Source organism: Pluralibacter sp., from assembly GCF_019237635.1.
Taxonomy (GTDB): domain Bacteria; phylum Pseudomonadota; class Gammaproteobacteria; order Enterobacterales; family Enterobacteriaceae; genus Enterobacter_B.
The window spans coordinates 1-22374 of the sequence record NZ_JAFAGS010000025.1 but is presented as its reverse complement, the minus strand read 5'-3'; the positions used below and the strand labels follow the sequence as shown (position 1 = coordinate 22374).

The 22374-nt window shown below is 57.0% G+C and carries 21 protein-coding genes; 2 read left to right on the top strand and 19 right to left on the bottom strand.

Annotated elements, in window-relative coordinates; all coding sequences use genetic code 11:
* Positions 1-9: 9 nt before the first annotated feature.
* From dacA to leuS, 10 genes are all read right to left on the bottom strand, one after another.
* Positions 10-1209 (bottom strand): D-alanyl-D-alanine carboxypeptidase DacA, encoded by a 1200-nt coding sequence (gene dacA / locus JO226_RS03315; RefSeq protein WP_293489983.1) that lies wholly within the window; start codon positions 1207-1209, stop codon positions 10-12.
* Between the two features lie 142 nt (positions 1210-1351).
* A complete protein-coding gene (gene rlpA / locus JO226_RS03310; RefSeq protein WP_293489982.1) occupies positions 1352-2422 on the bottom strand; it encodes an endolytic peptidoglycan transglycosylase RlpA in 1071 nt (356 codons plus the stop codon).
* A 10-nt stretch (positions 2423-2432) separates the two neighbouring features.
* Positions 2433-3545 (bottom strand): peptidoglycan glycosyltransferase MrdB, encoded by a 1113-nt coding sequence (gene mrdB, locus JO226_RS03305; protein ID WP_293489981.1) that lies wholly within the window; start codon positions 3543-3545, stop codon positions 2433-2435.
* 2 nt (positions 3546-3547) lie between these two features.
* Positions 3548-5449: a peptidoglycan DD-transpeptidase MrdA gene (gene mrdA / locus JO226_RS03300; protein WP_293489980.1), complete on the bottom strand. Its 1902-nt coding sequence runs from the start codon at positions 5447-5449 to the stop codon at positions 3548-3550.
* A gap of 27 nt (positions 5450-5476) precedes the next feature.
* Entirely contained in the window at positions 5477-5944 is a 468-nt protein-coding gene (gene rlmH / locus JO226_RS03295; protein ID WP_293489979.1) for a 23S rRNA (pseudouridine(1915)-N(3))-methyltransferase RlmH, read from the bottom strand.
* 3 nt (positions 5945-5947) lie between these two features.
* Positions 5948-6265, bottom strand: coding sequence for a ribosome silencing factor (gene rsfS / locus JO226_RS03290; protein WP_293489978.1), 318 nt, complete (start codon positions 6263-6265; stop codon positions 5948-5950).
* A 276-nt stretch (positions 6266-6541) separates the two neighbouring features.
* Entirely contained in the window at positions 6542-7189 is a 648-nt protein-coding gene (gene nadD / locus JO226_RS03285; protein WP_293493313.1) for a nicotinate-nucleotide adenylyltransferase, read from the bottom strand.
* Between the two features lies 1 nt (position 7190).
* Complete coding sequence (gene holA, locus JO226_RS03280) at positions 7191-8222, bottom strand: DNA polymerase III subunit delta (protein WP_293489977.1); 1032 nt, start codon at positions 8220-8222, stop codon at positions 7191-7193.
* Positions 8222-8809: an LPS assembly lipoprotein LptE gene (gene lptE / locus JO226_RS03275; protein ID WP_293489976.1), complete on the bottom strand. Its 588-nt coding sequence runs from the start codon at positions 8807-8809 to the stop codon at positions 8222-8224. Before lptE ends, holA begins: the two co-directional genes overlap by 1 nt.
* A gap of 14 nt (positions 8810-8823) precedes the next feature.
* The gene (gene leuS, locus JO226_RS03270; protein ID WP_293489975.1) at positions 8824-11406 is read right to left on the bottom strand and encodes a leucine--tRNA ligase; all 2583 of its coding nucleotides are present in this window, start codon (positions 11404-11406) and stop codon (positions 8824-8826) included.
* A 214-nt stretch (positions 11407-11620) separates the two neighbouring features.
* On the opposite strand from leuS, the gene JO226_RS03265 reads away from it, so the two are divergent.
* Complete coding sequence (locus JO226_RS03265; protein WP_293489974.1) at positions 11621-12103, top strand: zinc ribbon-containing protein; 483 nt, start codon at positions 11621-11623, stop codon at positions 12101-12103.
* Between the two features lie 136 nt (positions 12104-12239).
* Here JO226_RS03265 and JO226_RS03260 read toward each other — a convergent pair whose 3' ends face one another.
* The 9 genes from JO226_RS03260 to miaB all read right to left on the bottom strand — a co-directional run bounded on the left by JO226_RS03260 (position 12240) and on the right by miaB (position 21451).
* Positions 12240-12965, bottom strand: a complete 726-nt coding sequence (locus JO226_RS03260; RefSeq protein WP_293489973.1) for an amino acid ABC transporter ATP-binding protein — start codon at positions 12963-12965, stop codon at positions 12240-12242.
* The gene (gene gltK, locus JO226_RS03255; protein WP_293489972.1) at positions 12965-13639 is read right to left on the bottom strand and encodes a glutamate/aspartate ABC transporter permease GltK; all 675 of its coding nucleotides are present in this window, start codon (positions 13637-13639) and stop codon (positions 12965-12967) included. Before gltK ends, JO226_RS03260 begins: the two co-directional genes overlap by 1 nt.
* The gene (locus tag JO226_RS03250; RefSeq protein WP_293489971.1) at positions 13639-14379 is read right to left on the bottom strand and encodes an amino acid ABC transporter permease; all 741 of its coding nucleotides are present in this window, start codon (positions 14377-14379) and stop codon (positions 13639-13641) included. The genes gltK and JO226_RS03250 overlap by 1 nt, the downstream gene beginning before the upstream one ends.
* Before the next feature lie 158 nt (positions 14380-14537).
* A complete protein-coding gene (locus JO226_RS03245) occupies positions 14538-15449 on the bottom strand; it encodes an amino acid ABC transporter substrate-binding protein (protein WP_293489970.1) in 912 nt (303 codons plus the stop codon).
* A gap of 366 nt (positions 15450-15815) precedes the next feature.
* Complete coding sequence (gene lnt / locus JO226_RS03240) at positions 15816-17354, bottom strand: apolipoprotein N-acyltransferase (RefSeq protein ID WP_293489969.1); 1539 nt, start codon at positions 17352-17354, stop codon at positions 15816-15818.
* A 22-nt stretch (positions 17355-17376) separates the two neighbouring features.
* Positions 17377-18255: a CNNM family magnesium/cobalt transport protein CorC gene (gene corC, locus JO226_RS03235; protein ID WP_293489968.1), complete on the bottom strand. Its 879-nt coding sequence runs from the start codon at positions 18253-18255 to the stop codon at positions 17377-17379.
* Between the two features lie 102 nt (positions 18256-18357).
* Positions 18358-18825 (bottom strand): rRNA maturation RNase YbeY, encoded by a 468-nt coding sequence (gene ybeY, locus JO226_RS03230; protein ID WP_293489967.1) that lies wholly within the window; start codon positions 18823-18825, stop codon positions 18358-18360.
* The gene (locus JO226_RS03225) at positions 18822-19871 is read right to left on the bottom strand and encodes a PhoH family protein (RefSeq protein ID WP_293489966.1); all 1050 of its coding nucleotides are present in this window, start codon (positions 19869-19871) and stop codon (positions 18822-18824) included. The genes ybeY and JO226_RS03225 overlap by 4 nt, the downstream gene beginning before the upstream one ends.
* A gap of 155 nt (positions 19872-20026) precedes the next feature.
* On the bottom strand, positions 20027-21451 hold the full coding sequence (gene miaB, locus JO226_RS03220; protein WP_293489965.1) for a tRNA (N6-isopentenyl adenosine(37)-C2)-methylthiotransferase MiaB: 1425 nt from the start codon (positions 21449-21451) through the stop codon (positions 20027-20029).
* 125 nt (positions 21452-21576) lie between these two features.
* Between miaB and JO226_RS03215 the strand changes: the two genes are divergently transcribed.
* Positions 21577-22374 (top strand): FAD-dependent oxidoreductase (locus JO226_RS03215; RefSeq protein WP_293489964.1); only part of this gene is annotated, 798 nt, incomplete at its 3' end.

Sequence of the window (22374 nt, the reverse complement as noted above, 5' to 3'; positions counted from 1 at the left end):
GTTCACTTTTTAGCCAAACCAGTGATGGAACATTAACTTAATGTAATCAATGATTTTGCCGAAGAAGTTGCCTTCAGGGATCTCCTGCAGCACCACCAGCGGGCGCTGTTCGATGGTTTTACCGTCCAACTGGAAGTTAATGGTGCCAACAACCTGGTTTTTCTGCAGCGGCGCGTGCAGTTCGGTGGTGTTCAGCACATAGCTGGCTTTCAGATCCTTCATACGACCGCGTGGGATGGTCAGGTAGACGTCCTGATCCACACCCAGGGAGGCACGATCGGTGTTGCCGAACCAGGCCGGTTCAGAGGCGAACTCTTTCCCTGCTTTCAGCGGGCTTACGGTTTCAAAGAAGCGGAAACCCCAGGTCAGCAGCTTTTTGCTTTCGGTTTCACGGCCCTTGTAGGTGCGACCACCCATCACGGCGGACACCAGACGCATCTGGCCTTCGGTCGCGGAAGCGACGAGGTTGTAGCCCGCTTTGTCGGTATGACCGGTCTTGATGCCATCGACGTTCAGGCTATTGTCCCACAGCAGACCGTTACGGTTCAGCTGGCGGATGCCGTTAAAGGTAAACTCTTTTTCACGGTAGATGGAGTATTCGTTCGGTACGTCACGGATCAACGCCTGGCCGATCATCGCCATATCGCGGGCGGAGCTGTACTGGCCATCAGCATCCAGGCCGTGAACGGTCTGGAAGTGGGTGTTTTTCAGGCCCAGCGCATTGACGTAGTTGTTCATCAGGCCGACGAACGCGTCCTGACTGCCGGCGACATAGTCGGCCATTGCTACGCAGGCGTCGTTACCCGACTGCAGGTTAATACCACGGATCAGCTGTGATACCGGCACCTGCATGCCCGGTTTGAGGAACATCAACGATGAGCCTTTGAATACCGGGTTGCCGGTGGCCCAGGCGTCGTTGCCGACGGTGACCAGATCGGAATCCTTAAATTTCCCGGCTCTCATCGCCTGGCCGATGACGTAGCTGGTCATCATTTTGGTCAGGCTGGCGGGATCACGGCGTTCGTCGGCATTTTGTTCCGCCAGAACTTTCCCTGAGTTGTAATCGATAAGGATATAAGACTCCGCATCAATTTGCGGAACGCCGGGGATCATGGTTTTGATATTCAGATCATCGGCATGCGCGGCGGAGGAGAGCACCGCAACGGACAGCGCCGTGATAAGTAAACGAGCAGAAAAAGAGGTCTTCATGGTCAGAACAACGACATCCGTGATGGAGTTAAAAAAAGTGCCTTACTATAACAAATGCTCTATGAGCAGGCATCCTGGTTTACGTACGAGAGTGTTAGCGACTTTTACATACGCAGCGCTTTCAGGATGCCCGTCCCATGCATTAGTTGGCGTGAGTAATAAACGACTGCAGCTGCGCTTCGCTTTGTAAACGCTGCTGCAGCGTGCTGGCGTCCGCCTTGTTGGCGAACGGCCCTAACTGGATACGCCAGACGGCGCCGTTTGCTGTCACGCGGCCCGGCACGGAAAACTGTTGGCTCAGGTGCTGCTGATACTGCTGCGCGCGCGCCTGATCGCTGACGGCGCCAACCTGCACCACATAGCTGCCGGAGGTCGCCGCGGCTGGAGCGGCAGCGGCAGGCGCTGCGGCGGTTTGCGCAGCAGGCGGTACAACCGGGGCGTTATCTTCCAGGACGCCGCTGGCGAGCGGCGTCGGCGCGCCCAGGAAACCGCCAGAGTTCACCGGTGCGCCGGTATTATCCTGCGGTTTGAGCGTATCGTTGCTGATGGCTTTCACATCCCCCTGAGGGGCGGAAGCCTGCGGCACCGAAGACGCGTCTCCCATACCACCGCTTAAGTCAGGGCGGGAAGGCAGCGCGTAGGTTTGTTTCGCCACCGTCGTACAGGCCATGCCGGGGCCGGAAAGCGAACCATCCTGGGCCACGATAATCGGGTCGATACGTACTTTGGTGTTATTAGAAGTGTTCAGACGATCTGCCGCCGCGCGCGAGAGTGAGATAACGCGATCGTTGCCGTAGGGGCCGCGGTCATTAATGCGCACTACCAGCATACGGCCATTCGCCAGGTTGGTGATTCGCGCGTAGCTCGGAATCGGCAGCGTAGGATGCGCCGCCGTCAACTGCACCGGGTCAAACGCCTCGCCGGAGGCGGTGAGGTTGCTGCCCGGCTCTGCATCATAGATGGCGGCAAGACCCGCCTGGCTGAAATTCGCCGGATCCTGAACAATCTTATAGTTCTTGCCGTCGCGCTGATAATCCTGATTCGCTGATGGATTCAGAGGTTCATAATGCGGATCGGCACCGCTGATTTCCACGGCGGGTCCATTACAGACCGCCGGTTTCGGCGTCGTGACAGTCTGCTGTTGACCATCATCACTTGAACACGCTACCAACAGCCCCGAGGCGATGCAGACTCCAATCCAAAGCTTGCGCATTGCGCTCCCCTTATACGCTTTTCGACAACATTTTTCTGTGGGTGTGTATCGACATCACAATACCAAACCCGGCCATCAGTACGATCAGGGCTGAGCCCCCATAGCTGACCAGCGGTAACGGTACGCCTACCACTGGCAAGATCCCACTCACCATACCAATATTTACGAAGACATAAACGAATAAAATCAACATTAAACCACCGGCCATGACGCGACCAAAGGAGGTCTGCGCCTGGGCGGCAATCCACAGTCCGCGCATGATAAGCAGCACGTACAGCGCCAGCAGTATCAGAATGCCGATAAGCCCCAGCTCTTCCGCCAGCACCGCAAAGATAAAGTCGGTGTGACGTTCTGGCAGGAATTCCAACTGCGACTGGGTGCCGTGCAGCCAGCCTTTGCCGCGCAGACCGCCGGACCCAATAGCTATTTTAGACTGAATAATGTGGTATCCCGCGCCGAGCGGATCTGTTTCCGGGTCCAGCAGCATCATAACGCGTTGCCGCTGATAGTCATGCATCAGGAAGAACCACAAAATGGGGATAAATGCGGCGATCAGCACCACCGCCACGCCAATCAGCCGCCAGCTTAACCCCGCAAGGAACAGGACGAACAGACCGGAAAGGGCGATGAGGATCGACGTTCCGAGGTCAGGCTGCGCCGCCACCAGCAGTGTCGGGAGGAAAATCAGCACCAGCGCAATGGCGGTGTTCTTCAGCGTCGGCGGACAGACGTCGCGGTTGATAAAGCGCGCCACCATCAGCGGCACCGCGATCTTCGCGATTTCCGAGGGCTGGAAACGCACGACACCAAGGTCGAGCCAGCGCTGCGCCCCTTTCGAGATGGCGCCGAAGGCGTCAACCGCCACCAGCAGAATAATACAGAAAATGTACAGCCATGGCGCCCACCCCTCGTAGACGCGCGGCGGGATCTGCGCCATCACCACCATGATGACCAGACCCATGGCGATCTGACCAATTTTGCGCTCCATCATGCCGATATCCTGGCCGCTGGCGCTCCAGATAACCAGGGCGCTGTAGGTCAGCAGCGCCAGCAGGATAAGCAGCATGGTGGGGTCGATGTGGATTTTGTCCCACAGCGATTTTTTGTTCGGATTATCCGTCATGATTATTGGTCCTCCGCCGCTGCGGCTGCCGGGTTTTCTGACGGCAGGTCGGTGTTGTTGTCGCCCAGCATAATGTGGTCAAGTATCTGGCGCATGATGGTACCGACAGCCGGGCCCGCGCCGCCGTTTTCCAGAATCATCGCCACGGCGACCTGGGGATTGTCGTAAGGCGCAAAGGCCGTCATCAGCTTGTGGTCACGCAGACGTTCAGCAATCTTATGCGCGTTATAGGTTTCGTTTGCTTTCAGGCCGAAGACCTGCGCGGTACCGGATTTCGCCGCAATTTTGTACGGGGCGCCAGCGAAGTATTTATGCGCGGTGCCGTTCGGGCGGTTGGCCACGCCGTACATGCCGTCTTTGGCGATTTCCCAGTAGCCGGAATGGATATCGCCGACCGGCGCTTCATGCGGCTGCACCCATGGCACCTGTTTACCTTCTTCGACGGTGCTCATCAACAGATGCGGTACTTTCACCACGCCGTCGTTAATCAGGATCATCAGCGCTTTGTTCATCTGTACCGGCGTCGCCGTCCAGTAGCCCTGGCCGATCCCCACCGGAATGGTGTCGCCCTGATACCACGGTTTCTTATAGCGTTTGAGCTTCCATTCGCGGGTCGGCATGTTGCCGGAGCGCTCTTCCGAGAGATCGATGCCGGTATAATGGCCGTAGCCAAATTTCCCCATCCACTCGGCAAGACGATCGATGCCCATGTCGTACGCCACCTGGTAGAAGAAGGTATCCGCCGATTCCTCCAGCGCTTTGGTGATGTTCAGGTGGCCGTGGCCCCATTTTTTCCAGTCGCGAAAACGTTTTTCGGAGCCGGGCAACTGCCACCAGCCGGGGTCAAATAAGCCGGTATTGCGGGTGATGACGCCCGCGCTGAGCGCGGAGACCGCCACATACGGTTTCACCGTTGATGCTGGAGGGTAAACCCCCTGCGTCGCGCGGTTGACCAGCGGCGTGTTGGGGTCGTTCAGCAGCGTCGAGTAGTCTTTGCTGGTGATGCCGTCGACGAACAGGTTCGGGTCGTAGCTTGGCATCGACACCAGCGCCAGAATCCCGCCGGTACGCGGGTCGGTCACCACGACCGCCGCACGGCTGCCGGCAAGCAGGGTTTCAATATACTGCTGTAGCTTCAGATCCAGCGTCAGGTAAATATCGTGTCCGGCCTGCGGCGGTACTTCTTTCAACTGGCGAATGACCCGACCGCGGTTGTTAACCTCAACCTCTTCGTAGCCGGTCTGGCCATGTAATATGTCTTCGTAGTAGCGCTCAATCCCAAGCTTGCCGATATCGTGCGTGGCGGCGTAGTTGGCAAGCTTGCCGTCTTTATCCAGCCGTTCAACGTCTTTATCGTTAATTTTCGATACGTAGCCGATGACGTGGGTCAGTGCGGAACCGTACGGGTAGTAACGACGCTTATAGCCTTTGACTTCCACGCCGGGGAAACGGTACTGGTTCACGGCAAAGCGCGCCACCTGCACTTCCGTCAGGTTGACTTTGACCGGGATGGAGGTAAAGCGGTGCGAGCGGGAGCGCTCTTTTTTAAAGTTGGCGATATCGTCATCGGTGAGATCGACGACGCTACGCAGGTCGTCCAGCGTCTGCTGCAGGTTATCAACTTTCTCCGGCATTAATTCAAGCTGGTAAATGGTGCGGTTCAGCGCCAGCGGTGTGCCGTTACGGTCATAAATAATGCCGCGGCTCGGGGGAATCGGCACCAGCTTGATGCGGTTCTCGTTCGAGCGCGTCTGGTAATCGGTGAAACGGACGATCTGCAGATTATAGAGGTTGGCGATCAGTACGCCGGTAAGCAGCAAAATCCCCGTAAAGGCGACCACCGCCCGGCGCACAAACAGCGCAGACTCAGCCGTATAGTCGCGAAAAGAATTCTGTAGTTTCATCCGCTGCTTAATCTAACCTGGTCATCATTACTCACGGTGATAAGGATGGTTGGTGGTAATGCTCCACGCCCGGTACAGGCTTTCTGCGACCAGCACTCGCACCAGAGGGTGGGGGAGCGTCAGCGTGGAAAGGGACCAACTTTGCTCTGCGGCGGCTTTACAGGCCGGGGATAACCCCTCCGGGCCGCCAACCAACAGGCTGACGTCGCGGCCATCCTGCTTCCAGCGTTCCAGCTCGCGAGCCAACTGCGGCGTATCCCAGGGTTTTCCCGGGATATCCAGCGTCACAATGCGATTTTTGCCCGCCGCAGTCAGCATCATTTCGCCTTCTTTCTCGAGGATGCGCTTGATATCCGCATTTTTGCCGCGCTTACCGGCGGGGACTTCCACCAGTTCGAACGGCATATCTTTCGGGAAACGGCGTAAATACTCGGTGAATCCGGTCTGAACCCAATCCGGCATTTTGGTGCCGACGGCGATGAGCTGCAGCTTCACGCATTAACCCCAGAGTTTTTCCAGCTCATACAGGCGACGGCTCTCTTCCTGCATGACGTGGACAATCACATCGCCTAAATCAACGACGACCCAGTCTGCGGCATTTTCGCCTTCCACGCCAAGCGGCATCAGGCCCGCTGCGCGGGACGCCTGTACAACGTGGTCAGCAATGGATATCACATGGCGGCTGGAGGTGCCGGTGCAGATAACCATGCAGTCGGTGATACTGGATTTACCGTGAACGTCTAAGGCAATGATGTCCTGACCTTTCAGGTCATCAATTTTGTCGATAACAAAATCCTGGAGTGCTTTACCCTGCAAGTGTATTCCCCCTGGGGTTGTGAATTAATAACAATAAACAGCCCGTCAGTATACCTGAAATGACGGTGTTGTCGGGACAAATGTCAGCCGACGGGCGCGACAGGCGGGCTATCATCCCATCCCAACGCCATGAATGCATCGCCATTTTTGTAAAACAATTTCTGTAAACCGGCGGGTGGGCGAAGTCTGGCTGCGGAGGATAGCAGTCTGTGAGGGCGTGTCAATGGTCTGAGGAGGGCTTACCCGGATAAAATCTGCGAAACCGTCATCAGCGCGTCAGCGCGCGTGATACAAGCCCTGTTGTTCAATATAGGTCAGGACCGATGCTGGCAGCATATCGGCGCAGGATTCGCCCTGTTGCAGTCGCTCGCGAATAAGGGTCGCGGAGATGTTGAACCACGGCGTTTCGGCAAGGTAAATTTTGCCCGCAGGCAGCAGGTGCAGGTCGTCTGCTGTCGAGGTGAGGTGTGCGTCGAGCCAGCGCTGATGCGTATCGTCCCTCATCATCATCGGATAACCGGGGCGACGGCAGACCAGCAGGTGCGCGTTGTCGAGAATGCTCTCGTAGTCGTGCCAGCCTGGAAAATTGATCAGCGAATCCTGGCCGATAATAAACGCCAGCGGTTGCTCCGGCCCTATCTCCTGGCGCCACTGCCGCAGCGTTTCGGCGGTATAAGAGGGGGTGTCGCGCTGTAACTCCCGCTCATCCAGTACAAACAGCGGCTTGTCGGCAATGGCCAGTTCCAGCATATGCTTGCGCTGCTCGCTGGTCGCCTCCGGCTGCGGGCGATGCGGCGGAACGTTATTCGGCACAATGATGACTTTGGACAAACCAATCAGGTTAGCCAGGGTTTCCACTGGCTTGAGGTGTCCATAATGCACCGGATCAAAGGTGCCGCCGTAAATAGCCTGCAATTGCTTCATATCAACCATCAATAAAGACATCTGCCAGCGCTTTGTGGCAAAACAACAACGAAAGACTTTCCAGCTCGGCCCAGACTGACTGGCCGTAGTCCTGCTTAAGGGTCAGCTCGGTACGCGCCAGCAGCGAGACGCACTGGCGCAGTTGATCGACGCTTAGCCGATTGAGCGCGTCGCTGACCAACGGACGACGGTTTTGCCAGACGCGGTGCTTATCAAACAGCGCGCGCAACGGTGTGTGCGCCGACTGGCGTTTTAAATTCACCAGCAGCAGCAGCTCACGTTGCAGGGTTCGCATCAGGATAACCGGTTCGCTCCCCTCCATACGCAGCTGTTGCAGAATATGCAGCGCGCGTTTGCTTTTGCCCGCCAGCAGCGCATCCAGCCAGTGGAACGGCGTGAAGTGGGCGGCATCATTGACCGCCTGCTCAACGCGCGGCAGCGTCAGCTTACCATCAGGCCACAGCAGCGACAGCCGCTCCAGCGCCTGCGCCAGCGCCAGCAGGTTGCCCTCATAGCAATAGCACAGAAGCTGGCTGGCGGCCTCATCCAGATGCAGGTTTTGCTGTTTGGCGCGCGCGGCCAGCCAACGGGGCAGTTGCGCCTGCTCCGGCGTCTGACAGCTGACCTGCACCGAACGATTGGCGAGCGCAGTAAACCAGGCCGCATTTTCCTGGGCTTTGGTCAGCTTATTGCCGCGCACGATCAGCAGCAGGTCGTCATGCAGTAGCCCGATTAACGCGCTGAGCTGTTCGTTAATGGCGGCATTTGGGCCGTTTTCAGGCAGCAGCAGCATCAGGGTCTGACGGCTGGCGAAAAGGCTTCGCTCCTGGCTCAGGGAAAACAGGGCATTCCAGTCGGTGCTGGTGTCAATGTTGGCAGTATGGTGTTCGTCGAAACCGTGAGAAGCCGCCTGTTCGCGGATGGCGTCCTGGCTTTCCTGAAGCAGAAGGGGGTCATTGCCGAGCAGCAGATACGCCGCGCGCAGCCCTTCAGAGAGCTGCGCGCGAAGTTGTTCCGGGTACAACCGAATCATCAGTTACCCAGCGTGGTGGAGACACGCGTTCCGGTCGGGGCGCTGGTGTTGCCCGTGGCCGGTTTTGCGCTCTTGTTGGCGGTGTCTTTCTCCGCCACCTTCACGCTTGGCAGCTTACGGATCAGCTGTTCTGCGGCTTTGTCATACATCTCCTGGACGATCATGTCCTGCTCCGCATCTTTTGCCAGCGCCTGCTGCGGGTTATCGAAGAAGGAACGATACACCTTGGTCTGGATCGGGTAGATGTCATGGCCCGGGATCAGGACGCTGGCATTAACGGTCAACACCATCTGGTATTCCGCCGTCTGACCGTTCTGGAACACGGACGCAGTATCTTTAGAGATACTCGCGCCGAGCAGGCGCAGCGACGGAACATCCTTATTCACCGCGCTGTATTCAACGATGTCAACACCGTTAAGACGCAGCTGGTTGCGTACCGAGCGGCTCAGCGGGCCGTTTGGATCGCCGGAGTCCAGGATCATTTTGTTCATGGAAGTCGGAACCTGCGTTGTGCTACGCAGGTGCCAACCGCATCCGGCGGTAATCAGTACCGCCAGAGATAACAACAACGTTGTCAGAATTCGCACGCTTCCTCCTGCGCTTAGCCAACGACCAGGTTAAGCAGTTTACCCGGCACGTAAATTACTTTGCGCACGGTAACGCCATCAAGATATTTTGCCACCAGGTGCTCCTGGCCTGCACGCGCGCGTACCTGTTCTTCGGTCGCATCCACCGGTACGGTGATTTTGCCGCGAACCTTGCCGTTGACCTGGACCACCACGAGGGTGCTGTTCTCCACCATCGCTTTGTCGTCGGCAACCGGCCACGGTGCGTTATCGATATCGCCTGCGCCGCCCAGGGTCTGCCACAGCGTGAAGCAGATATGCGGGGTGAACGGGTTCAGCATACGCACGACCGCCAGCAGTGCTTCCTGCAACAGCGCACGATCCTGTTCGCCGTCGGTCGGCGCTTTCGCCAGCTTGTTCATCAGCTCCATAATTGCCGCAATGGCGGTATTGAAGGTCTGACGGCGGCCGATATCATCGGTCACTTTCGCAATTGTTTTATGCACGTCGCGACGCAGCGCCTGCTGATCGTCGTTCAGCGTATCCACGTTCAGCGTCGCAACCGGGCCCAGGGTGGTGTGCTCGTAAACCAGTTTCCAGACGCGTTTCAGGAAGCGGTTCGCGCCTTCCACGCCGGATTCCTGCCATTCCAGCGTCATATCTGCCGGGGAGGCAAACATCATAAACAGACGTACGGTGTCCGCGCCGTAGCGTTCAACCATCACCTGCGGATCGATGCCGTTGTTTTTCGACTTGGACATTTTGCTCATGCCGGTATAAACCAGCTCATGTCCTTCGCCGTCTTTTGCCTTCACGATACGGCCTTTCTCGTCACGCTCAACGATGGCATCAACCGGAGAAACCCAGTTACGCTCGCCGTTTGCCCCGACGTAGTAGAACGCATCTGCCAGCACCATCCCCTGACACAGCAGTTGTTTCGCCGGTTCGTCGGAGTTGACCATACCCGCGTCGCGCATCAGCTTGTGGAAGAAGCGGAAGTAGAGCAGGTGCATAATGGCGTGTTCGATACCACCGATGTAGATGTCCACCGGCAGCCAGTAGTTGGCGGCGTCGGAGTCCAGCATGCCTTCCTGATACTGCGGGCAGGTGTAGCGCGCATAGTACCAGGAGGATTCCATGAAGGTATCGAAGGTGTCGGTTTCACGCAGCGCAGGCTGACCGTTAACGGTGGTCTTCGCCCACTGCGGATCGGCTTTGATCGGGCTGGTGATGCCGTCCATTACCACGTCTTCCGGCAGGATAACCGGCAGTTGATCTTCCGGCGTCGGCATCACGGTGCCATCTTCCAGGGTGACCATTGGGATTGGCGCGCCCCAGTAGCGCTGGCGGGAAACGCCCCAGTCGCGCAGACGGAAGTTTACCTTACGTTCGCCCACGCCAAGGGCTGTCAGCTTGTCGGCGATGGCGTTAAACGCATCGTCAAAGGCCAGACCGTCAAACTCACCGGAGTTAAACAGCACGCCTTTGTCAGTCAGCGCCTGCGCGGAAAGATCCGGCGCCGAGCCGTCAGCGGCCAGAATAACCGGCTTGATGGGGAGTGTGTATTTAGTGGCAAATTCGAAATCGCGCTGATCGTGACCCGGAACGGCCATGACTGCGCCGGTGCCGTACTCCATCAGCACGAAGTTCGCGGCCCATACCGGAATTTCTTCGCCGGTCAGCGGGTGAACCGCTTTAAAGCCGGTATCGACGCCTTTTTTCTCCATGGTCGCCATATCGGCTTCGGCCACTTTGGTGTTACGGCATTCGTCAATAAACGCCGCCAGCGTCGGGTTGCTCGCGGCGGCTTTCTGCGCCAGCGGGTGACCTGCGGCGACCGCCAGGTAAGTGGCGCCCATGAAGGTGTCCGGGCGGGTGGTGTAAACGGTCAGCGTGTTGTCGTAACCGTTAACATTAAAGGTAATTTCCACCCCTTCGGAACGACCGATCCAGTTACGCTGCATCGTTTTCACCGTGTCCGGCCAGTGATCCAGCTTATCTAAATCGTTCAGCAGTTCGTCGGCGTAGGCGGTTATCTTAATGAACCACTGCGGGATCTCTTTACGCTCGACCTTGGTATCGCAGCGCCAGCAGCAGCCGTCGATCACCTGCTCGTTCGCCAGTACGGTCAGGTCGTTCGGGCACCAGTTCACCGCAGAGGTCTTCTTGTACACCAGGCCTTTTTTATACAGCTCGGCGAAGAACTTCTGCTCCCAGCGGTAGTATTCCGGGGTACAGGTCGCCAGCTCGCGGCTCCAGTCATAGCCGAAGCCCAGCATTTTGAGCTGGTTTTTCATGTAGGCGATGTTGTCATACGTCCACGGCGCAGGCGCGGTGTTATTTTTTACCGCAGCCCCTTCCGCTGGCAGACCGAATGCGTCCCAGCCGATAGGCTGCAGCACGTTTTTACCCAGCATGCGCTGGTAACGGGCAATCACATCGCCAATGGTGTAGTTACGCACGTGGCCCATGTGTAGTCGGCCAGAAGGATAGGGAAGCATCGACAGGCAGTAGTATTTCTCTTTGCTGTTGTCTTCAGTGACTTCAAAAGTGCGCTTTTCATCCCAATGTTGCTGGACGTTCGATTCTATCTCTTCCGGGCGGTATTGCTCTTGCATGGCAGCCAGTGGTCCTGTTTTCAATACAGCTACAAACGTAGCCAATGGATGTGGTATCTCAGATCCGCATAGCATAGCCCAAACGGGCACGTCAAAACAGCCTTTCACACACTAAGCGGCGGCGAATATTTACATACTCTGTGTCCTGGCTGACAAAGCGTGAAGGAAATAAGGTCTACTATTAGAAGACGTTAACCGCCCGGGAGATGAAACAATGAACAAGGTTGCTCAATATTATCGCGAACTGGTCGCCACGCTAACGGAACGGCTGCGTCACGGCGAACGCGACATCGATGCGCTGGTGGAGCAGGCGCGCCTGCGCGTCAGCCAGACCGGGGAGTTAACGCGTACCGAAATCGAGGAGCTGACGCGGGCGGTGCGCCGCGACCTTGAGGAGTTCGCGCTGAGCTACCACGAAAGCCAGGATGAGCTCAAAGACAGCGTCTTCATGCGCGTGATTAAAGAGAGCCTCTGGCAGGAGCTGGCGGACATTACTGATAAAACCCAACTGGAATGGCGGGAGGTGTTTCAGGACCTGAACCATCACGGCGTCTACCACAGCGGCGAAGTGGTGGGGCTTGGCAACCTGGTGTGCGAGAAGTGCCATTTTCACCTGGCTATCTACTCGCCGGATATTCTGCCGCGCTGCCCGAAGTGTGGGCACGATCAGTTCCAGCGCCAGCCGTTTGAACCCTGAATGAAAAGGCCCGGTCGCTCTCCTCAATGTTGGTCTGCGTGCTGGTTGCGACAAGGTTAATGCCAGGGCACGAAAGAAACGAGATGACGGGCAGTAAAGCGTGAAGCAGCGCGCACATTGGTGCGCGCCGTGAGGATCAGTGCAGAATTTTGGCGAGGAAGTCTTTTGCGCGTTCGGATTTCGGGTTATCGAAGAAGTCGTCTTTATCCGAATCCTCAACGATTTTTCCCTCGTCCATAAAGATGACGCGGTTCGCCACTTTACGGGCGAAGCCCATTTCGTGCGTGACCACCATCATGGTCATGCCCTCGTGAGCCAGTTCGACCATCACATCCAGTACTTCGTTGATCATTTCCGGGTCGAGCGCCGAGGTGGGTTCATCAAACAGCATGGCGATCGGGTCCATACACAGCGCGCGGGCGATTGCGACACGCTGCTGCTGGCCGCCGGAAAGCTGCGCCGGGAATTTCTCTGCATGTGCCGCCAGCCCAACGCGCTCCAGCAGCTTCAGCCCTTTGGCGCGGGCGGCGGTTTTGTCGCGTTTGAGCACTTTGACTTGCGCCAGCGTCAGGTTTTCGATGATAGACAGGTGCGGGAACAGCTCGAAATGCTGGAACACCATGCCGACATGGGAGCGCAGTTTAGCCAGGTCGGTTTTTTTGTCGTTGACCTTCGTACCGTCGACGAGGATCTCGCCCTGCTGCACCGGCTCCAGGCCGTTGACGGTCTTAATCAGCGTCGATTTACCGGAACCGGATGGGCCGCACACGACCACCACTTCGCCTTTTTTGACTTCCGTGGAGCAATCGGTCAGCACCTGAAAGTGACCATACCATTTAGAAACATTTTTCAGGGAAATCATTACACTGTCCTTTTCTTCAGCCAGCTGACCAACAGCGACGCGCTTAAACTAATCACAAAATAGACGGCACCTGCGAACAGGATCATCTCAACCTGGGTACCATCACGTTCGCCGATGGTAGAGGCGGTACGGAAGAAGTCCGCAAGGCTCAGGACGTAGACCAGGGAGGTATCCTGGAACAACACGATGCCCTGAGTGAGCAGCAGCGGCACCATGGCGCGAAACGCCTGCGGTAGGATGATGAGCTGCATGGACTGCCAGTGGGTCATGCCCAGCGCCAGCGCGGCGCTGGATTGTCCGCGGGAGATGCTTTGGATCCCGGCGCGGATGATTTCCGAGTAGTAGGCCGCTTCAAACATTGAAAACGCCACCATCGCGGAAATCAGGCGAATATCCGTTTTCGGCGACAGGCCAAGCACCTGCTGCAGAAAACCGGGCACAATCAGATAGAACCACAGCAGCACCATCACCAGCGGTATCGAACGGAAGACGTTGACGTAGGTTTTGGCAAACCACGACAGCGGCAGGAAGGTCGACAGGCGCATAACCGCCAATAGCGTGCCCCAGACTATCCCGATTACGATCGCGGTCACGGTGATTTTCAATGTGATAAGCAGCCCATCAAACAGATAAGGCAGGGAGGGAATTATCGAACTCCAGTCAAAATCGTACATTATTTGCCCCCCAGGTTGCCAGGCAGGCGGACCTTACGTTCAACCAGGTTCATGACCAGCATAATCACCGCGTTGATCAGCACGTACGCCAGGGTGATGGCGGTAAACGACTCCCAGGCATGGGCCGAGTAGTCCAGCAGCTTGCCCGCCTGCGCGGCCATGTCCACCAGACCGATGGTGGAGGCGATGGCCGAGTTTTTCACCAGGTTCATCATTTCGGAGGTCATTGGCGGCACGATGACGCGATAGGCGTTCGGCAGCAGAACATAGCGGTAGGTCTGCGGCAGGGTTAAGCCCATCGCCAGACCGGCGTTTTTCTGTCCACGCGGCAGCGACTGTATGGCGGCGCGTACCTGTTCGCAGACGCGAGCGGCGGTAAACAGGCCCAGACACAGCATCGAGGAGACGAAAAACTGAATATTCGGATCGAGTTCGGATTTAAACCAGGTACCGATGTTCGTGGGCAGCAGTTCCGGGATAACCAGATACCAGGTAAAGAACTGCACGATAAGCGGGACGTTACGAAACAGTTCAACGTACAGCGTGCCGATACCGGAGAGAAGGCGGTTGGGTACGGTACGCAGAATGCCGAACAGTGAGCCGACGAAGAAAGCGATAATCCAGGCGGTAATCGACAGCGCGACGGTGACCTGGAAACCACTCCACAGCCAGCCGAGGTAGGTGGTGTTGCCGAACGGGGCCTGTTGCAGGAAGATTCCCCAGTTCCAGTCTATTGACATAAATCTACTCCGAAAAAAAAGGGTAGCAGCGCTACCCTCGAAGATTAATCAGGAGGCTGTTTTATTCGCGTAGCGTGGGGAACGACCACGCTGCGTATAGTCTGTCCGTGCTTCCTGATAATCGTGAGGGCAGGAGGTCCCGCCCCTCATTGTTTTAATTAGTTAAGCGCTTTATCGTTCGGTGCTTTAAACAGAGCCTTCATGTCTTCCGACAGTTCAAAGTTCATGTTCAGGTTTTTCGGAGGAATGGGGTTCTTAAACCATTTGTCGAACCACTTCTCGGCTTCCCCGGAGGTTTGCGCCTGAGCAATGGTGTCATCCATCAGCTTTTTGAACTCAGGGTCATTTTTACGCAGCATGCAGCCATAGGCTTCTTTGGACTGCGGCGTGCCGACGATAACCCAGTCATCCGGCTTCTTCGCTTTGGCGCGTTCGCCGGCCAGCAGCGCATCATCCATCATAAAGGCCACGGCGCGGCCGCTTTCCAGCGTGCGGAAAGAGTCGCCGTGGTCCTTCGCGCTGATGATGCGCATGTTCATTTGCTTCTCGTCATTCAGCTTATGCAGCAGAACTTCAGAGGTGGTGCCGGAAGTGACGACCACGGTTTTGTCTTTCAGGTCCGGGAAGTCTTTAATCGGGCTGTCTTTTTTCACCAGCAGGCGGGTGCCGATGATGAAGATAGTGTCAGAGAAAGACGCCTGCTGCTGACGCTCAAGGTTGTTGGTGGTGGAGCCGCATTCGAAGTCAAAGGTGCCGTTTTGCAACAGCGGAATACGGTTTTGCGAGGTCACTGGCAGAAGTTTGACCTGTAGATCCGGCTTGTTGAGCTTTTTCTTCACCGCGTCAACGATAGCGTTGGAGTAATCCTGAGAATAACCGACGACCTTTTGCTGGTTGTCATAGTATGAGAACGGGACTGAGGACTCACGGTGGCCGACCACAATAACGCCGTTTTTGGCTACTTTATCCAGCGTGCTCTGTCCGGCTGCGGGTGCGGTGTCATCAGCATGAGCAAGCCCGGCGGACATTCCCATCACCAGCATTGCTGCGGCCAGTTTACGTAATTGCATATCCAACTCCTTTTATCGTCAGCGCCAGGTAACGTGACGCATCGATACCCATTGTGAATGTTGTGTTGTTATTGCCTGCAACTTTTTCGTGCAGTGTCTGTTAAGCCTGTTTGTTAGCATTTAGTTTGGCTTAATGTAAAGATTTTGCTGCGTTATTGTTTATTTTTGCGAAGCGCGCCGCACCAATTGAAGGCAAAAATCCCTCATTGCACCTGAAAGGTGCTACCGGTGAAACAGGGTGGTGCAACAAGGTTGCATCGTTGCGGGGTTCGCGATAACCGTAAGGGAATAAAGCAATTGACGTGCCAGAACTGGCGTCTGGCGAAGGAGATATTCCCTCTCCTGCGGGAGAGGGAATGGGGAAGGTTACTTGCGGCGCTGGCGCAGACTCATGACCAGCGCGCCGAAGCCCAGCAGCACGGTCAGCGCCCACAGCGGCCAGTTGCCGGTGCGCGCGTACGGCGTCAGGCCAGTCGTCGGGGTGACTTTTGTCGTCAGCACGTCGCGCGTGAACTGCGGGATCATTGCCTGAACGTCGCCCTGTGGCCCAATCACGGCGGTAATGCCGTTGTTGGTGCTGCGCAGCAGCGGTCGCGCCAGCTCCAGCGCGCGCATCCGCGCCATCTGGAAGTGCTGCCACGGACCTATCGATTTACCGAACCAGGCGTCGTTCGAAATGGTCAGCAGGAAGTCGGTATCCGGGCGGAAGTTGTCGCGCACCTGCTCGCCGAGAATGATTTCGTAGCAGATGGCGGCCGTCAGCTTCAGGTTATGCGCAGAGAGCTGCGGCTGGATGTAAGCGCCGCGACTGAACGACGACATCGGCAGGTCGAAGAACGGCGCCAGCGGGCGCAGAATCGACTCCAACGGGACAAACTCGCCAAACGGCACCAGATGGTTTTTGTCGTAGCGGTTGGTGGAGTTGTAGCTGTAGGGATTGTCTTTACCCAGCGTGATGATGGTGTTGTAGGTGTCGTAGCGGTTCTGGGCGTTAAGCCGTGCGTCCACAATCCCGGTAATCAGCGAGCTGTCTTTCGCGCGCAGCATATTGTCCATCATGCTGAGCAGCGGCTGTTGGTTGATTTCAAGGTCGGGAATAGCCGACTCCGGCCAGATAATCAGCTGTGACGATCCCATCACCTTTTCGGTGGCGTCGAGATAAATCTTCAGCGTATTAATAAGCTCTTTTTCGTCCCACTTCAGCGACTGCGGGATGTCGCCCTGTACCATCGACACCTGGGTGGCGCGCTCCGGCAACGGCTGGTACCACTGGATGTAGCGCAGCGGGAACGGCAGGGCGAACAGCACCAGCGCGGCTGCCAGCGGGCGCCAGTTGCGCTGCAGCGCCGCCAGCACCAGCAGGCCGCTGACGATCATCAGCAGGAAGTTAATCGCCTCGACGCCCATTACCGGCGCCAGACCCTTCAGCGGGCCGTCAATCTGGCTGTAACCGAACTGCAACCACGGGAAGCCGGTGAGCACCCAGCCGCGTAAAAACTCGGTTATCTGCCAGACGACCGGCGCGGCGAGCGCCACGCGCACCCAGCTCGTTTTCGGCCACAGGCGGCTCAGCACCCCGGCGAACAGGCCGGTATAGAGCGAGAGATACGCGGCCAGCAGCACGACAAGGAACACGTTGACCGGTCCCGGCATGCCGCCGAACTGAGAGATACTGACATAGACCCAGTTAATACCGGTACCGAACAGGCCCATTCCCCAGAAAAAACCAATCCAGGCGCTTTGCAGAGGACGGCGATTCAGGGTTAAGCCCTGCAGGCCCATCAGCGAGATAATCGCGGCAGGCCAGACGTCGTAAGGGGAAAATGCCAGCGTACCGCTGGCGCCGAAAAGTAGCGCCAGCAACAAGCGCACGCGCTGGCGTTCAATGAGAGAGGCAAATGCCATGTAGATTTGTCGTCCCGTTTAATTAATCTTCCAGTTTCGGTTGTGGCGCGTCATCCGGAAGTTTGACATGAACCTGGATAATACGACGACTGTCGGCCATCGCAACTTTGAACTGGTAACCGTCGATGTCAATGAACTCACCGCGGGCAGGCAGATGACCGAACGCCTGCATGACCAGACCGCCGATGGTATCGACCTCTTCATCGCTGAAGTGGGTGCCAAAGGCGTCGTTGAAGTCTTCAATCGGTGCCAGCGCGCGCACCGTCCAGGTGTGGCGACTTAGCTGACGAAAATCGATATCGTCTTCTTCATCGTATTCATCTTCAATTTCGCCGACGATCAGTTCGAGGATGTCTTCAATGGTCACCAGACCCGAGACGCCGCCAAATTCGTCAATCACAATCGCCATATGGTAGCGCTGGGAGCGGAACTCTTTCAGCATGCGATCGACACGCTTACTTTCCGGCACCACCACCGCCTGGCGCAACACTTTTTCCATGCTGAAGGCGTCGGCATCGCTGCGCATAAACGGCAGCAGATCTTTGGCCATCAGAATCCCTTCAATATGATCTTTGTCTTCGCTGATCACCGGAAAACGCGAATGCGCGGAGTCAATAATGACGTCGAGGCACTCGTCCAGGGTTTGGTTGCGTTTCAGGGTAATCATTTGAGAGCGGGGGATCATGATGTCGCGGACGCGTTGGTCAGCGATATCCATTACCCCTTCGAGCATGTCGCGCGTATCTTCATCGATAAGATCGTTCTGCCCGGAATCACGGATCAGCGCCAGCAGTTCGTCACGGTTTTTGGGTTCGCCGTGGAACAGTTGGCTCAGTAACAGGGAAAAGAATCCCTTTTTGCTGTGTAAAGTGTCGCTACTGTGTGAATTGTCGTCGCTCATGGCGTCGTATGGGGTCTCATGTTAGTGAATGGTTCGCCGCCGCGCGTAAACTCAGCGCCAGACGGCATTTTATGTCGTTACGGCAGCGGGCTGCCGTACGAACTATTCTTTCTCGGCAATGTACGGATCATCATAGCCCAGAGCAAGCATTATCTCTGTTTCCAGACTTTCCATCTCTTCGGCTTCGTCATCTTCAATGTGGTCGTAACCCAACAGATGCAGACTGCCGTGAACCACCATATGCGCCCAGTGCGCCTCCAGGGGTTTGCCCTGTTCTTCGGCTTCGCGCTCCACCACCTGGCGGCAAATGATGAGATCCCCCAGCAGCGGCATCTCCATGCCCGGCGGAGCCTCAAACGGGAAGGAGAGCACGTTGGTCGACTTGTCCTTACCGCGGTAGGTCAGGTTTAGCTCGTGGCTCTCGGCGTCATCCACCAAACGAATGGTGACTTCCGACTCTTCCTGGAACTGCGGAATAACGGCATCCAGCCAGCGCTGAAACTGCGCCTCCTGCGGCAGACCGGCCTCGTTTTCACACGCCAGCTGTAAATCTAAAATCACGGCACTCATTTTTGCTCCTGCATCGCCTGGGCTTCGCGTTTACGCTCGGCGGCCTGTTCCGCTTTACGTTTTTGTTCCGCTTCTTCCCACGCCTCATAGGCGGTCACGATACGGGCAACGACCGGATGGCGTACCACGTCTTCGCTGTGGAAGAAGTTAAAGCTGATTTCGTCCACCTCCGCCAGCACTTCAATGGCGTGGCGCAGGCCAGACTTGGTATTGCGCGGCAGATCTATCTGCGTCACGTCGCCGGTGATCACCGCTTTCGAGTTAAAGCCGATACGGGTCAGGAACATCTTCATCTGCTCAATGGTGGTGTTCTGGCTCTCATCCAGGATGATAAAGGCGTCGTTCAGCGTACGGCCACGCATATAGGCAAGCGGCGCCACTTCGATAACGTTACGCTCGATAAGCTTCTCGACCTTCTCAAAGCCCAGCATTTCGAACAGCGCGTCATACAGCGGGCGCAGATATGGGTCGACTTTCTGACTGAGATCGCCTGGCAGGAAGCCGAGCTTTTCCCCCGCTTCCACTGCCGGACGGGTCAGCAGGATACGACGAATTTCCTGGCGCTCAAGGGCATCCACGGCGGCTGCGACGGCGAGGTAGGTTTTCCCCGTTCCCGCCGGGCCCACGCCGAAAGTGATGTCGTGATCGAGGATATTGGCGATGTACTGCGCCTGGTTCGGCGTACGCGGCTTAATCACCCCGCGCTTGGTTTTGATGTTGATGGCTTTACCGTAATCCGGTACGCTCTCGGCGCTTTGCTCCAGCACCCGGGCCTCTTTAATCGCCAGATGGATCTGTTCCGGCTCGATATCCTGAATCTGCCCGCGCAGCGGGGCGGTATCGACATACAGACGACGCAGAATATCGGCGGCGGCAACCACGCAAATGGCGCGTCCGGTAAGTTTGAAGTGATTATCGCGGCGGTTGATTTCGATGCCCAGGCGTCGTTCCAGATGCTTGATATTGTCATCGAAGGGGCCGCAAAGGCTCAACAGACGTTCGTTATCTGCTGGTTCAAGAGTGAGTTCACGGGTATCTATGTTCAAACTGTTCCTCGTATATGTGTCGTGCCAGAGGGCGCTGCGAGTCATCGTCCATATCGAAATTATTTACTGCACAGGATAAAGGCGCAAGCATTGCTGTGGATATGGGGACAGGGAAGGGAAATACAAGGGCCTGCCCGTAGGGCAGGCCGCAGGGATTAAGGCTGGAAGTGTCCAACGCCGAGGTCGTTCTCTTTACGGGTGCGGGCAATCACCGATTCCGGCGATTCCACGACGCGCAGGCCCATCTCTTCCTCTGTGCGCACCAGCTTGCCGCGCAGGGAGTTCGGGTAGACGTCGACGATTTCGACATCGACGAATTTCCCGATCATATCCGGGGTGCCTTCAAAGTTCACCACGCGGTTGTTCTCAGTGCGTCCCGACAGCTCCATGATGCTCTTGCGGGAGGTGCCTTCCACCAGGATGCGCTGGGTGGTGCCGAGCATGCGGCGGCTCCAGGCCATCGCCTGCTGATTGATGCGTTCCTGCAGGATATACAGGCGCTGTTTTTTCTCCTCTTCAGGGACATCGTCGACCATATCGGCCGCTGGCGTGCCCGGACGTGCGGAGAAGATAAAGCTGTAGCTCATGTCGAAGTTAACGTCGGCAATCAGCTTCATCGTGCGCTCGAAGTCATCAGTGGTTTCACCCGGGAAACCGACGATAAAGTCGGAGCTAATCTGAATGTCCGGGCGCGCTTCGCGCAGTTTACGGATGATAGCCTTATATTCCAGCGCGGTATGGGTACGCCCCATCAGGTTCAGCACGCGGTCGGAGCCGCTCTGCACCGGCAGGTGCAGGAAGCTCACCAGCTCCGGCGTATCGCGGTACACCTCGATGATGTCATCAGTGAACTCAATCGGATGGCTGGTGGTGAAGCGGACACGGTCAATACCGTCGATGGCGGCAACCAGACGCAGCAGGTCGGCGAAGGAGCCGGTAGTGCCGTCGTAGTTTTCGCCGCGCCAGGCGTTGACGTTCTGCCCCAGCAGGTTGACTTCACGGACGCCCTGCGCCGCCAGTTGGGCGATTTCAAACAGAATATCGTCGCTCGGACGGCTGACTTCCTCGCCACGGGTATACGGAACGACGCAGTAGGTGCAGTATTTGTTGCAGCCTTCCATGATGGAGACGAACGCCGTTGGACCATCTGCGCGGGGTTCCGGCAGGCGGTCAAATTTTTCGATTTCCGGGAAGCTGATGTCCACGACCGGGCTGCGGTTGCCGCGCACGGCGTTGATCATCTCCGGCAGGCGGTGCAGGGTTTGCGGCCCGAAAATAATATCGACATAGTGGGCGCGGCTTCGGATATGGTCGCCTTCCTGGGAAGCAACGCAGCCGCCAACGCCGATAATCAGGTCCGGATTTTTCTCTTTTAACAGCTTCCAGCGACCCAACTGATGGAAGACTTTCTCCTGGGCCTTTTCACGGATTGAGCAGGTATTAAGCAGCAGCACATCCGCTTCTTCTGCGACCTCGGTCAATTGATAGCCGTGGGTGGCATCCAGCAGATCGGCCATCTTTGATGAATCGTATTCGTTCATCTGACAGCCCCAGGTTTTAATGTGGAGTTTTTTTGTCATCGACTTGCTCATGCTCAGGAATGCAGGGCGCGTATTGTAATGCTTTGGTCGTGTGCTGACCAGCCTCACCTGAAAGGGGAAAAATCCGGTAAACTTAAGGGATTCAGGTTTAAGGACAATTCACCATGAGCATGCAACAAACGGATATCGCCGTGGTCGGCGGAGGAATGGTCGGTGGCGCGCTGGCGCTGGGGCTTGCCCAACACGGATTTTCGGTGACGGTCATTGAACATCAGGCGCCGCCTGCGTTCTTTGCTGCCGCGCCGCCGGATGTGCGTATTTCCGCCATTAGCGCCTCGTCGGTTGGCCTGCTGCGCGGTCTTGGCGTCTGGGATTCGGTGCTGGCGATGCGCGCGCATCGCTATCGTCGGCTGGAGACCTGGGAGTGGGAAAATGCCCATGTGGTGTTTGATGCCGCTGAGCTGAAGCTGCCGGAGCTTGGCTATATGGTGGAGAACAACGTGCTGCAGCTCGCCCTGTGGCAGGCGCTGGCGGACCATGATCGAGTGACCTTAACGGTGGCGACGCCGCTTACCGCCATGGAGGCGGTAGAGCAGGGGCATCTGCTGCGCTTTAGCAACGGCGACACGCTGAAGGCAGGTCTGGTGGTCGGCGCCGACGGGGCTAATTCTCAGGTAAGACAGTGGGCGGGGATCGGCGTTCACGCCTGGCAATATCAGCAGTCCTGCATGCTGATCACCGTGAAATGCGAAGATGAGCCTGGCGACAGCACCTGGCAGCAGTTTACGCCGGACGGGCCGCGGGCGTTTTTACCCCTGTTCGACGACTGGGCGTCGCTGGTGTGGTATGACGCGCCAGCGCGCATTCGTAAGCTCCAGTCGCTGCCGCTCCCGCAGCTTGAAGAAGAGGTGGCCCGGGCGTTTCCACCGCGGCTTGGTCGCGTTACGCCGCTGGCTGCAGGC

Coding starts and splice junctions, on each gene's coding strand:
- lnt (WP_293489969.1), bottom strand. CDS start 17,354: ATGGCATTTGCCTCTCTCATTGAACGCCAGCGCGTGCGCTTGTTGCTG.
- JO226_RS03260 (WP_293489973.1), bottom strand. CDS start 12,965: ATGATTTCCCTGAAAAATGTTTCTAAATGGTATGGTCACTTTCAGGTG.
- ybeY (WP_293489967.1), bottom strand. CDS start 18,825: ATGAGTGCCGTGATTTTAGATTTACAGCTGGCGTGTGAAAACGAGGCC.
- JO226_RS03250 (WP_293489971.1), bottom strand. CDS start 14,379: ATGTCAATAGACTGGAACTGGGGAATCTTCCTGCAACAGGCCCCGTTC.
- dacA (WP_293489983.1), bottom strand. CDS start 1,209: ATGAAGACCTCTTTTTCTGCTCGTTTACTTATCACGGCGCTGTCCGTT.
- mrdA (WP_293489980.1), bottom strand. CDS start 5,449: ATGAAACTACAGAATTCTTTTCGCGACTATACGGCTGAGTCTGCGCTG.
- JO226_RS03245 (WP_293489970.1), bottom strand. CDS start 15,449: ATGCAATTACGTAAACTGGCCGCAGCAATGCTGGTGATGGGAATGTCC.
- mrdB (WP_293489981.1), bottom strand. CDS start 3,545: ATGACGGATAATCCGAACAAAAAATCGCTGTGGGACAAAATCCACATC.
- holA (WP_293489977.1), bottom strand. CDS start 8,222: ATGATTCGGTTGTACCCGGAACAACTTCGCGCGCAGCTCTCTGAAGGG.
- corC (WP_293489968.1), bottom strand. CDS start 18,255: ATGAGCGACGACAATTCACACAGTAGCGACACTTTACACAGCAAAAAG.
- rlpA (WP_293489982.1), bottom strand. CDS start 2,422: ATGCGCAAGCTTTGGATTGGAGTCTGCATCGCCTCGGGGCTGTTGGTA.
- JO226_RS03265 (WP_293489974.1), top strand. CDS start 11,621: ATGAACAAGGTTGCTCAATATTATCGCGAACTGGTCGCCACGCTAACG.
- nadD (WP_293493313.1), bottom strand. CDS start 7,189: ATGAAGCAATTGCAGGCTATTTACGGCGGCACCTTTGATCCGGTGCAT.
- miaB (WP_293489965.1), bottom strand. CDS start 21,451: ATGACAAAAAAACTCCACATTAAAACCTGGGGCTGTCAGATGAACGAA.
- gltK (WP_293489972.1), bottom strand. CDS start 13,639: ATGTACGATTTTGACTGGAGTTCGATAATTCCCTCCCTGCCTTATCTG.
- leuS (WP_293489975.1), bottom strand. CDS start 11,406: ATGCAAGAGCAATACCGCCCGGAAGAGATAGAATCGAACGTCCAGCAA.